Source organism: Enterobacter sp. BIGb0383 (genome assembly GCF_003751845.1).
Lineage (GTDB): Bacteria > Pseudomonadota > Gammaproteobacteria > Enterobacterales > Enterobacteriaceae > BIGb0383.
Window position 1 is genome coordinate 824,199 of record NZ_RJKQ01000002.1, and the last position, 11,191, is coordinate 835,389.

The 11,191-nt window shown below is 56.7% G+C and carries 7 protein-coding genes and 1 pseudogene; 5 read left to right on the forward strand and 3 right to left on the reverse strand.

The genetic code is table 11. From position 1 onward, the window contains the following. The first annotated feature begins 13 nt into the window (after positions 1-13). The 4 genes and pseudogenes from EDF81_RS12245 to EDF81_RS12260 all read left to right on the forward strand — a co-directional run bounded on the left by EDF81_RS12245 (position 14) and on the right by EDF81_RS12260 (position 3,694). The gene (locus EDF81_RS12245) at positions 14-604 is read left to right on the forward strand and encodes a flavodoxin (protein WP_123348399.1); all 591 of its coding nucleotides are present in this window, start codon (positions 14-16) and stop codon (positions 602-604) included. A gap of 24 nt (positions 605-628) precedes the next feature. After that, positions 629-1,693 carry an alpha/beta fold hydrolase gene (locus tag EDF81_RS12250; protein ID WP_123348400.1) on the forward strand — a complete coding sequence of 355 codons (1,065 nt, stop codon included), beginning with the start codon at positions 629-631 and terminating at the stop codon, positions 1,691-1,693. 126 nt (positions 1,694-1,819) lie between these two features. Continuing rightward, positions 1,820-2,670, forward strand: a pseudogene (locus tag EDF81_RS12255) (aldo/keto reductase). 34 nt (positions 2,671-2,704) lie between these two features. Beyond that, complete coding sequence (locus tag EDF81_RS12260; RefSeq protein ID WP_123348401.1) at positions 2,705-3,694, forward strand: aldo/keto reductase; 990 nt, start codon at positions 2,705-2,707, stop codon at positions 3,692-3,694. Between the two features lie 11 nt (positions 3,695-3,705). On the opposite strand, the gene EDF81_RS12265 is transcribed toward EDF81_RS12260, so the two are convergent. Then, positions 3,706-5,346, reverse strand: coding sequence for a PilZ domain-containing protein (locus tag EDF81_RS12265; RefSeq protein ID WP_260232701.1), 1,641 nt, complete (start codon positions 5,344-5,346; stop codon positions 3,706-3,708). A 634-nt stretch (positions 5,347-5,980) separates the two neighbouring features. Here EDF81_RS12265 and EDF81_RS12270 point away from each other — a divergent pair. Then, positions 5,981-6,721 (forward strand): EAL domain-containing protein, encoded by a 741-nt coding sequence (locus EDF81_RS12270; RefSeq protein WP_123348403.1) that lies wholly within the window; start codon positions 5,981-5,983, stop codon positions 6,719-6,721. 23 nt (positions 6,722-6,744) lie between these two features. Here the strand turns inward: EDF81_RS12270 and EDF81_RS12275 are convergent, their stop codons facing one another. Together EDF81_RS12275 and EDF81_RS12280 are read right to left on the reverse strand one after the other, a co-directional pair. Continuing rightward, positions 6,745-7,239: an ATP-binding protein gene (locus EDF81_RS12275; protein WP_123348404.1), complete on the reverse strand. Its 495-nt coding sequence runs from the start codon at positions 7,237-7,239 to the stop codon at positions 6,745-6,747. A gap of 179 nt (positions 7,240-7,418) precedes the next feature. Beyond that, positions 7,419-11,189 (reverse strand): bifunctional nitrate reductase/sulfite reductase flavoprotein subunit alpha, encoded by a 3,771-nt coding sequence (locus EDF81_RS12280; RefSeq protein WP_123348405.1) that lies wholly within the window; start codon positions 11,187-11,189, stop codon positions 7,419-7,421. Positions 11,190-11,191 lie beyond the last annotated feature (2 nt).

Sequence of the window (11,191 nt, forward strand, 5' to 3'; positions counted from 1 at the left end):
ACCGGAGGCGACGATGGCAGATGCTCACGATCCTGGCCGCAGAATATTGCTTACCGCCCTGGCAGGGCTAACGCTGGTCAATACTCCACTGCTCCGTGCCGCGCCCGGACCGGGGAACGTGCAGGGTAACAGCCCTGGTCTGGTGGCGTACTTCTCGCGAAGTGGCAACACACGCGTGATTGCGGGCGTTATCCAGCGCAGCCTGGGTACCGACCTGTTCGAAATTGAGCCTGCTGCCCCTTATCCGGAAGACTATTTCCAGACGGTGGCGCAGGCGTCAGCCGAACGCGAACGCGATATAAAGCCCGCGCTAAAACACAGTCTTGCCGATATCGCCCCCTACCAGACGATCTATTTAGGTTTTCCCATCTGGGGTACCACGGTCCCACCGGTTGTCCGCTCCTTTCTCAGCCAGCATGACTTCACCGGCAAAACGCTGATCCCCTTTATTACCCACGGCGGCTACGGAGCCGGTGACAGCGAGGCGGTGCTGGCCCGTCTGGCTCCGGATGCGACGCGTGAAAAGCCATTAGTGATGGAGTGTGACCAGGAAAGAAGAACCACCGAAACCGTGGCCCGCTGGCTGGAAGCCATACGTAGCTAAATTACTCGATAAAGAGGACATACCTTGAAGATACTTTTAAAAACGCTGGCGCTGTGCATGATGGCGGGTGGCCTTGCCGCTCAGTCCGCTTATGCTGAGCCTCTGGTTATTCAGGCGCAGGGAAGCTTTTCCGCCGGTGGCACCGTCATAACGGCACCGGGAACATTCGATGCTAAAAAACCGCTTGAATCAGCGGGCCAGACTTATCATGGCGACCACGCGTCGGTGTTTTATCAAATCCCGGAAAACCCACATAAGTATCCAATAGTGATGCTACACGGTGCGGGGCAGTTTTCCCGCACCTGGGAGAGCACGCCGGATGGCCGCGAAGGATTCCAGACTCTTTTCCTGCGTCGTGGCTTCTCGACATATCTGGTTGATCAACCCCGTCGGGGCAATGCAGGGCGTAGCACGGTTGAAGGGAGGGTTACACCAAAACCCGATGAGCAAATGTGGTTTAATCAGTTTCGCGTCGGTGTCTGGCCAGACTATTTTAGCGGCGTTCAGTTTTCTCACGATAAAGAAGTGCTAAATCAGTACTTTCGCCAGATGACCCCGAACACCGGCCCCTTCGATATCAACGTGATTTCCGATGCCATGTCAGCGGTGGTGGATAAATCGGGTCCGGCGATTCTGTTTACCCACTCGCAGGGCGGCGGACCAGGCTGGTATACCGCGATGAAAAACAACAGAGTCAAAGCCATTGTTGCCTTTGAACCTGGCAGCAGCTTTACCTTCCCCGAGAATGAATTACCCGCGCCGATGCCCAGTGCATTCGATACGCTGAAGGGTGAGCCTGTTCCGATGGCGCAGTTTATGGCGCTGACCAAAATTCCGATTCTGATTATTTATGGCGATAACATTCCGGATAAACCTGTTGCGATGCCCGCCCAGGATAGCTGGCGCGTTCGTCTGGCAATGGCCCGGGAGTGGCGTGACGTGGTCAACAAACACGGGGGCGATGTGACGGTGACCCACTTGCCGGAAGCGGGAATAAAAGGGAATACCCATTTTCCGTTCTCAGACCTGAACAACGTGCAAATTGCCGACCTGGTCAGTCAGTTTCTGAAAGACAAAAACCTCCAGTAACCTGAAATGCAGGGTTTGTTGAACGATTAATGAATCCTGCTCATTACCTCTAGCAAATTATGCCCTCTAATCGAATAAATCGCCCTGCGTTATGCTTTTCACCAACAACAGCTCAAGGATAACGTCATGCAAACGGTAAAACTGAATAACGGGATTGAAATGCCCCTGCTGGGCTTTGGTGTCTTCCAGATGACCGACGCGGCAGAGTGCGAGCGGGCGGTGATCGACGCCATTGACACCGGCTATCGCCTGATTGATACCGCCGCCTCTTACCAGAATGAAACCCAGGTGGGGAACGCGCTAAAGCAGAGCGGTATCACACGCGATGAGCTGTTTGTCACCACCAAGCTGTGGCTGCAGGACGCCCACTATGAAGGGGCGAAAGCGCAGTTTGAACGTTCCCTGAACCGACTGCAGCTGGACTATGTCGATCTCTACCTGATTCACCAGCCCTACGGTGACGTCCACGGCGCATGGCGTGCCATGGAAGAGTTGCTGTGGGCGGGGAAAGTGCGCGCCATCGGGGTCAGCAACTTCCATCCTGATCGGCTGGCCGACCTGACAGCCTTTAACAATATCGTTCCGGCGGTTAACCAGATTGAAGTGAACCCGTTTAACCAGCAGCTTCACGCCGTGCCCTGGATGCAGAGCCGCGGTATCCAGCCAGAAGCCTGGGCACCCTTTGCCGAAGGTAAAAACGGTCTGTTCCAGCATCCCGTACTCACTGAAATTGGCAAAAAATACGGCAAAAGCGTGGGCCAGGTTGTGCTGCGCTGGATTTATCAGCGCGGGATTGTCTCGCTGGCGAAATCGGTGCGTAAAGAACGGATGCAGGAAAACATCGCTATTCTCGACTTCGCGCTGAGCGATGCAGAGATGATGCAGGTAGCCGCGCTGGACACGGCGACCAGCGCGTTCTTCTCCCATCGTGACCCGCAATGGTCGAGTGGCTGACCGGCCGCAAACTCGATGTCTGAGAGCAAGAATTCACGTAACCACGAGGAATTAACCATGCAAAAACGTACTCTCGGCCACTCTGGCCTGGAAGTTTCAGCTCTGGGCCTGGGCTGTATGGGGCTGAGCTTTGGCTACGGTCCGGCAACCGATACCCGCCAGGCCGTCGAACTGATCCGCGCCGCCGTGGAGCGTGGCGTGACCTTCTTCGATACCGCCGAAGTTTACGGCCCGTATCTGAATGAAGAGGTGGTGGGCGAAGCCCTGCAGCCGTTCCGCGACCGTGTAGTCATTGCCACCAAGTTTGGCTTTACCTTCGGCGACGATAATAAGCAGCAGATCCTCAACAGCCGCCCGGAACATATTCGTGAAGCGGTAGAAGGCTCCCTGCGTCGACTGAAAACCGACGTGATCGACCTTCTCTATCAGCACCGTGTCGATCCTGAGGTGCCGATTGAGGATGTGGCGGGAACGGTGAAAGATCTGATTGCCGAAGGTAAGGTGAAACACTTTGGCCTGTCTGAAGCCGGTGTCGATACGATTCGTCGCGCACATGCTGTACAGCCGGTTGCGGCGCTGCAAAGCGAATACTCTATGTGGTGGCGCGAGCCGGAGCAGGCGATCCTGCCGCTGCTTGAGGAACTGGGGATTGGCTTTGTGCCCTTCAGCCCGCTGGGCAAAGGCTTCTTAACTGGCGCAATCCGCTCCGGGACCACCTTTGCCGCCGATGACTTCCGCAGCAAAGTGCCGCGCTTTGCCGCAGAGGCTATCGCCGCTAACGAACAGCTGGTGACCCTGCTGACGCAGCTTGCCGCTGATAAAGGCGCGACGCCGGCTCAGGTTGCTCTGGCCTGGCTGCTGGCGCAGAAACCGTGGATCGCCCCGATCCCCGGCACCACCAAACTGCACCGCCTGGAAGAAAACCTGGCCGCGGCGGATCTTATCCTGACGGACGGCGATTTGCAGAAAATTGCCGCCGCCCTCGATGCGGTAAACGTGGTGGGCGATCGCTATCCGGCACACCTGCAGGCGCGCGTGGGTCGATAGCCCGCCCCGCGTTACTCTTTTAAGACCCGAATCCCGTAATCTGCGGGATTCACTATTTTTTCCAGCTTCCCGAGCTGGGCCAGATCGCCCTTCGACATCACACTGCTGATATTGGTCTCCGGGAAGCGCAGGTTCTTGACGATATGCACCTTGCGCGGCTTGCCTTTATTTTCAATATCCACCACCCAGCCCAAATAGCCCCCGGCGTATTTCGCCAGGCTACCAATCGGGTAGAGGCCGTAGGTCTGGATATACTCAATCATGGTTTCGCGGTCGTAAGCCGCCTCGGCATTGTAGATCTTACGATAAGCTTCCAGCGGCATACGCGGTGGCCTGCCGTTACGGGCGTGTACCAGCTTATTAATCACTTTAATAATCGATACCAGTCGGGCCAGCGGTGAGAGCTGCGCCGCCAGTTTTCCCTGCGGATAACCCCCTCCGTCCAGACGTTCACTGGCGTTGTCGATAACATCCGCACAGATCGGGGTGAGCTCCCAGCCTAAGGCTGCAAGCTTATTGCGCAGTACCAGGACATGCCCGCGCAGAATCGCCTTTTGCGCCGGGTTCATATTCACCTTTAGCGACGGCAGATCCGCGCTAATCAACAGTGGTTTGCCCAGGGTATGCAGCAGCGCACCCAGCACTGCTTCCCGCACTTCATAGCTATGCGGGTCGCGCAGCAGCAGCATATCCGCCAGTTTCCCGGCGACCTGCACCGCCTGCCTGACCCAGTCGGGCTCGTCGCGCAGAATAGACAAGGCGTAAAGCAGGGATTTACGATCTTTACCCACCAGATAGATCAGCGTATCCACGCAGTCGTAGAAAATCTCATGGGGAAAGGTATTGTGGCTTTTCATATACATCAGGCCGATTTGCAGCCGATGGGCCACTTCCTGTACGCCCTGCTCCATGGGCGTCTGGCGAATGCGTTTTTCCCGAATTTCATTTTCTCGCTGCACGATCCTCTTCTCCTTCGCGCCGGCAATAAACAGCGGAGAGGGATAGACCATGCTGCTGGTCATGCCGCTGCGAAAGGCGGCTTCCCTTTCCGCCTCGTTGACGAAGTGAAACAGGGCTTCACCGGCCGAGGGCTGCAGATGCATAAACTGGATGCCCAGCGCGGCATGCCCGCTGTTACCAAAGGGCCGGATATGGCGGATTTTTCCCTCGGCGTAGAAGCGCTCCCCGTTGGGAAACTCCAGCGTAATACCGGGGATTATCTGCCCGGCTTCGAGGGCGATACTCTCGATCAGGTCGATCTCGACCATGCATCCACCCACGGAGAGATTTCTTAGCTTGCCGGGAATATTTAAGGCGTGCGGATAGACGTCAATATGCACCCGCGCCTGCATCCCCAGAATAAAGGGAATGCGCACCTCACCGCGCTTTTCCGTGACAAACACGGACTCGGGAAGCTGGCACTCAAGCCGGTACAGCATCGCGTCGGTTTTAAGCGCTCTCGCGGTGATATGACTGAGACTATAGGTTTCCCGTTCGGGGAATTCCGTGCCCTTTATCGCCTCAAGATCAAAACTGACTTCACCGTCAGGTAAATAATGTTCAATATCCGTTCCCGAATATTCGACATTTAAAATCATGCGACTTGTTGCCATATCCAGCTCGGCAACATCGGCATTTAATACGTAAGGCATATCCTTCGTATACACCGATAAGACATAGGGATGCTGAAGCAAAGAACGAATAACATTCGCTGCGGGAGGGGCATAAAGATTCACTTTCAATATACCTTTTAATGCAATGTTGGTTTTTTAATTATGATAAAAAGACGTGCCGCTCCCTGAAATAGAAGTGTCACATTAAATTCATCATTCCCACAGGATGAATACCTGCCAGCGATCCATCAAAAAAACAGAAGAAAACTCGACTTCATATCCCGAAGAAGATGACATAAGACCCGGATTTTCACGTCAAAGCAGGAAAACGCCGACATCCAGGAAAAAAGGACGCTAAAATGCACCTTTTAATGGAAAAATCACAAAAAGAAACAAAATCAATCAACTAGATTTACAATTTGATTTATGGAGCAGATTTTGCCGACGAAATTTAACTAAGAGAACGGGAAAAGTCAACAGCATAAATAGATTTAAGCGATCATTAAAAGGTTCACAATAGCTTTTAACTATCAAAGATATCGTCATCGATCATTTAAAACAATTTTCAGATTTTCCGACGAAGTGTGTAAGATTGTCAAAACAGATGCGCGCAAGACATCCTGACCACAGCTGAAAAGTTCCTTTTTACCATCAAGGGATAAATAGAAAAATAATGATCGCTAAAGAATTAACTATTTTGGGGGAGAAGCGACGGTTAACAGCAGAGTTTCAACCTATCATCCATCTTTCCAGAAACACCATCTTCCGCTATGAGGCCCTGGCCAGATTTTATAATGAAGACGGGTTACAGCTCTCCACTCTGGAGGCGATTAAGGTTGCCGAAGCCAGCGGTGCGATCCATGAAGTGACCGACTTTATATTTGACTACATTTGTCAGCTGTTAAAAAAGAAAGCGCAGCTAAACTTCTCCTTTAACCTCTCACCTGTGCTGCTAAACGATCTCGATTATATAAAAAAGCTCCATCACAAATGCGCGGAACAGGGCATCGCCACCCGACGTATTGATATCGAAATCAGCGAAAGAGTGACCCACCCGCAGCTTGTCGCCGCGCGCCCGGTTTTAGAGTACGCAAAATCCTGCGGCTTTACCGTCTCGCTGGATGATTTTGGTGCCGGAAACTTATCCCGCGACAGCCTCGATGCGTTCCGCTTCGATACCATCAAAATCGATCGCAGCATGATCGCCAATATCGGCAGCGACGCAGACCGCTGGAGCCGCCTGCAGTCGCTGATGACAACGCTGCTCCCGCTTGGGGTCAATATTGTCTGCGAGGGCGTCGAAAAGCAGGCCGATCTCGCGCAGCTTAAACGCTACAACGAGATTGCGATTCAGGGGTATATCTTCTATCGACCTTTAACTTTCAATCAGTTAAAGCTGCTGGAAGACTTTTAACAGCAGCGCCCTTCTGCGCTCTCTCAGTAGCGCAGAAGGGTAAACCCCTCTTCCTCTGCGGGTGCCACAAAGTAGCGGGTAATAAAATCAAACTGGGCTTCCGTGGCGGCAAAGTCATGCTCTCCCTGCGCATTGCGCTGGTGCAGTCGCGCCTTGCAGACCTCGTCGCTGACCTCAAGATAATGCAGCCGATGCTGTGCGCCCGATTCATTGATGACAGACATCATCCACTGCCTGCTGGCGGGCGTATTGGCCGGAAAATCCAGCACCACGTTAACGCCCGCGCGCAGCAGGGAAACCGTATGGGGCTGGATGGCGCTTCTTAACTTTGCCGCGTAGTGAACATAGTCCTCTACGCTGTGCATCGACTCTTTAAACAGCGCCGCCAGCCATTTGTCTTCGCTAAGCACCACGGTGCCGGACGTTTGCGCGAGCGTTGCGGCAAGCGTGGATTTACCCGATGCGATTTTGCCGCACAGAAGATGGAGCGTGGCGTGACTAACGGGAAGGGATTGCATGCTGTTATTACCTCACGGTTAATGCCAGCAGGCTCCCGCCTTGCTGGCGGGAAAAAGGATAAACGCTATCCCACCATCATTTGCGCGGTGTGAATAATGCGAATAATCGGGAACAAAGCTGAATACTGTTTTTGCATCTCAACAACGTAGCAATAATCAGACATCCTTGTCATTCGGTTTTAATAAACATCGCGCCGATAGCGTTTCTCTTTCGCCATCGCCTCCACCCAGCGGCTGGCCTCATCAGCACGCATATTACCGTGGGTTTGCACCACCTGCTTCAGGGCGAGATCCACATCTTTTGCCATCCGGCTCGCATCACCGCAGATATAGAAAAAGGCCCCGTCGCGCAGCCAGCGCCACAGCTCCGCGCCCTGCTCCAGCATCCGCTGCTGGACATAGATTTTCTCCGTCCCGTCGCGGGAAAAAGCGGTATCCAGACGTGTCAGGACACCGTTCTTTAGCCATTCCTCCAGCGCGTCGCGGTAGTAAAAGTCCGTCGCGCTGTACTGCTCGCCAAAGAACAGCCAGCTGCGGCCCGGCGCGGCGGTCGCCTCGCGCTCCTGTAAAAAGCCGTGAAAGGGCGCGATCCCCGTTCCGGCCCCGACCATAATGATCGGCGTCTGCGGATCCGTCGGCAGGTGGAAATGCGCCGACGACTGGATAAAAATCTCCGCCGATTCCGCCCTGTCCGCCAGCCAGGTGGAACAGACCCCGCCCTTCTCTTTGTTGTCGCCGTAGCGCACGGTGGAAACCGTTAACGCCACCTGCTCCGGGCTGGCCGTCGGGCCGGAGGAGATGGAATAGAGACGCGGCTGTAAGGGCCGCAGAACCGCCAGCCATTCGCTGATATCGACCCGGACCGGGAACATTCGCAGCAGATCGATAATCTGCCGTCCCCACAGCCACTGTTTGAGCTCCGCCTCGTGGCCGCTGGAGAGCAGCACATCTAAGGTTTCACTCTTCGCCCACGCCTGGACAAACGCCAGCATATCCGGGGTAATACGGCTGATATCGTAGTGGCGGAGTAGCGCCTCGCGCAGCGCCATCTCGCCATGCTCCCCCACCGTCACGCTCGTCTGCGGCGACAGGCCGAGGGCTTCAATAAACTCCGCCACGCGCTCGGGGCAGTTAAGCGGCCAGACGCCCAGGGCATCTCCGGCCTGATAACGCAGGCCGCTATCGCGCAGATCGAAGGTGAACTGGCGGATCTCCCTCTCCGATTCGGGCGCATTCAGCCGCCGGTTGCCGACCAGAGGAACCATCAAGGGCGCGTGGCGGCTGTAGCCCGCAACAACGTCGTTTGTCACGGGTGCGGCCTCAACCGCCTGGCCGGTCAGCTGCGGCAAGAGCGCATCCAGCCAGCGCTGCGCCGCCCCGCTGCCGTCAGCGTCGCAGTCAACCCGTGCAGTCAGGCGCTGTGCGCCCAGTTCAGCCAGTCGGCTATCCAGCCGACGGCCAAAGCCACAAAATCGCTCGTAACGGGTATCGCCAAAGGCCAGTACCGAAAAAGCGGTTTCCGCCAGTGACGGTGCGCCTTGATCGGCCAGTGCGGCCCACAGCGCCGCGCCGTTATCGGGGGGATCGCCGTCACCGAAGGTGCTGGCAATCAGCAACACCCGCGATGCGGCAGCAATCTCCGCCACGCCGACGCTGTCCATACAGCGTGGCGTGGCCGTCAGTTCCACCTGCTGCAGCCGTCGAACGCAGGCATCGGCGAAGGTTTCGGCGGTGCCGGTTGTCGAGGCCCAGAGCACCAGTACCGACGTGGCGTCAGGCTCGGACAGAACAGCAGGCGGTTCCCCGGCCCAGCGTATTTCCGGCTGTAGTGCGCTGCGTTCCAGCGCCACGGCGGCGTGTTTTAGCTCCGGCTGGAGGGAGATGGGGTCAACCGCATCGCTGGTCACGACGTTAATGGCGATATCGTCGCCAAACAGATCGTTCCAGTGAAAGGGCGCAAAGCCGTTGCCGGGCCGGACGCGGTCGGTCACCACTGCGGGGAGCGTTGCCCGACCGCGCCGGGAAACGATATCAACGCGGTCCTTATCCTTGATCCCCAGCCGCTCCGCATCCTGCGGGTGGATCTCAATAAAGGGTCCGGGATTCAGCTTATTGAGCATCGGGATCTTGCCGGTTTTGGTCAGCGTATGCCACTGGTGCTGTACGCGGCCGGTATTGAGAACAAAGGGGAAATCCTCATCGGGCATTTCCGCCAGAGCCAGATCCGGACGGGCAAAAAACTGCCCCTTGCCGCTCGGGGTGGCAAAGCGGATCTGCCCCGCATCCTGTAAATAGCGGATCGGGCTGCGTGTCCGGGTCTCCTCCGGCGCAAAGGGCCACTGTATCGGCCCATCCCGCAGACGTGTATAGCTGACGCCACGAATATCGTACCCGGTCGCCGGATTATTCGCCTGGCGGATCTCGTCGAAAACCTCATCAGCGCTGGCGTAGCTAAACCCTTCCTGATAACCCATCTCGCAGGCAATACGGGCGATAATTTGCCAGTCGGCCATCGCATCGCCCGGCGGCGAAACGGCCTGCGGCATCAGGGTCATATTGCGCTCGGAGTTGATCATTACCCCTTCCGCCTCGGCCCAGAGCGCGCCGGGCAGCAGAATATCGGCATAGCGGTTGGTTTCGCTGTCGAGAAACGCATCCTGGGCGATCACCAGCTCGGCCTGCTGCAGGCCCGCAATCACCTTTTGCCGGTTGGGCACCGTCGCCACCGGATTGGTGCAGATAATCCAGCAGGCTTTGACCTTTCCGGCGCTCATCTCTTCAAACAGGGCCACGGTACCGTCGCCGATATCATGACGCAGCGTTCCCGCCGGTCGCTGCCAGAGCCGTTCGACAAAGGCCCGGTCCTGAGCCACCAGCACCGAACGCTGGCCGGGCAGGCCGCCGCCCATATAGCCCATTTCACGCCCGCCCATCGCATTGGGCTGGCCGGTCAGCGAGAACGGCCCGCTGCCGGGGCGGCAAATCGCCCCGGTCGCCAGATGCAGGTTGCAGAGGGCGTTGGTGCTCCAGGTCCCGTGGGTACTCTGGTTCAGCCCCATGGTCCAGCAGCTCATCCACTCCCCTGCCTCGCCTATCCACTGTGCCGCCTGGTGAATATCGGCCTCCGCAAGGCCGGTACGCGCCGCCACCTGCTGTGGGGTGTAGTCCTGTAAAAAGTCCGGCATCGTCTGCCAGCCTTCGGTAAAGGCGTCGATAAATTCCCGGTCGATCCGCTCGTTTGCCACCAGCAGCGCCAGCAGGCCGTTAAGCAGGGAGAGATCGGTCCCGGGCGTAATCTGTAAGAACAGAGACGCTTTCTCCGCCGTGGCGGTACGACGAGGATCGACCACAATCAGCTTCGCTCCGGCCTTCACCCGATCCATCATGCGCAGGAACAGGATCGGGTGGCAGTCGGCCATATTGGCCCCGATAACAAAAAAGAGATCGGCGCGATCGAAGTCATCATAGGATCCCGGCGGGCCGTCGGATCCCAGCGACAGCTTATAGCCGCTGGCGGCGCTGGCCATACAGAGCCGGGAGTTGGATTCGATATTGTTGGTGCCGATAAATCCCTTCGTCAGCTTGTTCGCCAGGTACTGCGCTTCCAGCGACATCTGCCCGGAAACATACAGCGCTACCGCATCCGGGCCGTGATTATCGATAATCGCCCGCAGGCGACGGGCGCTTTCACGCAGGGCATGGTCCATCGCCACGCGGGCCGGTTCATGCTGGCGGTCGCTGCGCAGATACGCCTGCTCCAGTCGACCCGGCGCGGTAATGGCCTCCGCGCAGCTTTTGCCTTTGGTGCAGAGACGGCCCGCATTGCTGGGGTGCCCTGGATCCCCCGTCACGCCAATAATGCGGTTATCCGCTACCTGCATCAGCAGCCCACAGCCCACGCCGCAGTACGGGCAGACGCTCTTTACCTCCCGGGTCGCTTTTACACTCATTT

What these genes read in the sequence shown, in the direction of transcription:
- EDF81_RS12245 (WP_123348399.1), top strand. Translation starts at nt 14, where the DNA reads ATGGCAGATGCTCACGATCCTGGCCGCAGAATATTGCTTACCGCCCTG.
- EDF81_RS12260 (WP_123348401.1), top strand. Translation starts at nt 2,705, where the DNA reads ATGCAAAAACGTACTCTCGGCCACTCTGGCCTGGAAGTTTCAGCTCTG.
- EDF81_RS12265 (WP_260232701.1), bottom strand. Translation starts at nt 5,346, where the DNA reads ATGCCTTACGTATTAAATGCCGATGTTGCCGAGCTGGATATGGCAACA.
- EDF81_RS12270 (WP_123348403.1), top strand. Translation starts at nt 5,981, where the DNA reads ATGATCGCTAAAGAATTAACTATTTTGGGGGAGAAGCGACGGTTAACA.
- EDF81_RS12275 (WP_123348404.1), bottom strand. Translation starts at nt 7,239, where the DNA reads ATGCAATCCCTTCCCGTTAGTCACGCCACGCTCCATCTTCTGTGCGGC.
- EDF81_RS12280 (WP_123348405.1), bottom strand. Translation starts at nt 11,189, where the DNA reads ATGAGTGTAAAAGCGACCCGGGAGGTAAAGAGCGTCTGCCCGTACTGC.